The following is a 1,814-nucleotide window of genomic DNA, read 5'->3' as shown; positions in this document are numbered from 1 at the left end:
AAATAACATGAATGACCGTTCAACGGTAAGACTTCTCGAAAGAGTAAGTTGAGGTGTTGAATCGGTGTGTTGCTTGAGAACTCAATAGTGTGCTTTGTTCAATAAAATCACCGAATGGTGATGGAAACTGAAACTAATACCAAATATTTATTTATATTTGATAATCATCAAATGGTTTCAAATTTAGTCAGCTTGAGTCACGCACCCCCGTGTGTGATTCGCTGTTTGAGATCAGATTATCAAGCTTTTCTATTTTTTCAACGGAGAGTTTGATTCTGGCTCAGGACGAACGCTGGCGGCGTGCTTAACACATGCAAGTCGAACGATGAAGCCTAGCTTGCTAGGTGGATTAGTGGCGAACGGGTGAGTAATACGTGAGTAACCTACCTTTAACTCTGGGATAAGCCTGGGAAACTGGGTCTAATACCGGATACGACCAATCTCCGCATGGGGTGTTGGTGGAAAGCGTTATGTAGTGGTTATCGATGGGCTCACGGCCTATCAGCTTGTTGGTGAGGTAACGGCTCACCAAGGCGACGACGGGTAGCCGGCCTGAGAGGGTGACCGGCCACACTGGGACTGAGACACGGCCCAGACTCCTACGGGAGGCAGCAGTGGGGAATATTGCACAATGGGCGCAAGCCTGATGCAGCGACGCCGCGTGAGGGATGACGGCCTTCGGGTTGTAAACCTCTGTTAGCAGGGAAGAAGAGAGATTGACGGTACCTGCAGAGAAAGCGCCGGCTAACTACGTGCCAGCAGCCGCGGTAATACGTAGGGCGCGAGCGTTGTCCGGAATTATTGGGCGTAAAGAGCTTGTAGGCGGTTTGTCGCGTCTGCTGTGAAAGGCCGGAGCTTAACTCCGTGTATTGCAGTGGGTACGGGCAGACTAGAGTGCAGTAGGGGAGACTGGAATTCCTGGTGTAGCGGTGGAATGCGCAGATATCAGGAGGAACACCGATGGCGAAGGCAGGTCTCTGGGCTGTAACTGACGCTGAGAAGCGAAAGCATGGGGAGCGAACAGGATTAGATACCCTGGTAGTCCATGCCGTAAACGTTGGGCACTAGGTGTGGGGGACATTCCACGTTTTCCGCGCCGTAGCTAACGCATTAAGTGCCCCGCCTGGGGAGTACGGCCGCAAGGCTAAAACTCAAAGAAATTGACGGGGGCCCGCACAAGCGGCGGAGCATGCGGATTAATTCGATGCAACGCGAAGAACCTTACCAAGGCTTGACATATACTGGACCGCATCAGAGATGGTGTTTCCCTTCGGGGCTGGTATACAGGTGGTGCATGGTTGTCGTCAGCTCGTGTCGTGAGATGTTGGGTTAAGTCCCGCAACGAGCGCAACCCTCGTTCTATGTTGCCAGCACGTTATGGTGGGGACTCATAGGAGACTGCCGGGGTCAACTCGGAGGAAGGTGGGGATGACGTCAAATCATCATGCCCCTTATGTCTTGGGCTTCACGCATGCTACAATGGCCGGTACAGAGGGTTGCGATACTGTGAGGTGGAGCTAATCCCTAAAAGCCGGTCTCAGTTCGGATTGGGGTCTGCAACTCGACCCCATGAAGTCGGAGTCGCTAGTAATCGCAGATCAGCAACGCTGCGGTGAATACGTTCCCGGGCCTTGTACACACCGCCCGTCAAGTCACGAAAGTTGGTAACACCCAAAGCCGGTGGCCTAACCCTTTTGGGAGGGAGCCGTCTAAGGTGGGATTGGCGATTGGGACTAAGTCGTAACAAGGTAGCCGTACCGGAAGGTGCGGCTGGATCACCTCCTTTCTAAGGAGCACATTTAGTTGGCCATGCT

1 rRNA gene is annotated in these 1,814 nt (G+C 52.8%); it reads left to right on the top strand.

The features are described from left to right. Positions 1 to 257: 257 nt before the first annotated feature. Positions 258 to 1,786, top strand: a 16S ribosomal RNA gene (locus tag HMPREF2928_RS01160). The last annotated feature ends 28 nt before the right edge of the window (positions 1,787 to 1,814 follow it).

Source organism: Rothia sp. HMSC072B04, assembly GCF_001813725.1.
In the GTDB taxonomy this organism is placed as follows: domain Bacteria; phylum Actinomycetota; class Actinomycetes; order Actinomycetales; family Micrococcaceae; genus Rothia; species Rothia mucilaginosa.
This window is presented reverse-complemented; position numbering and strand designations above follow the sequence as displayed.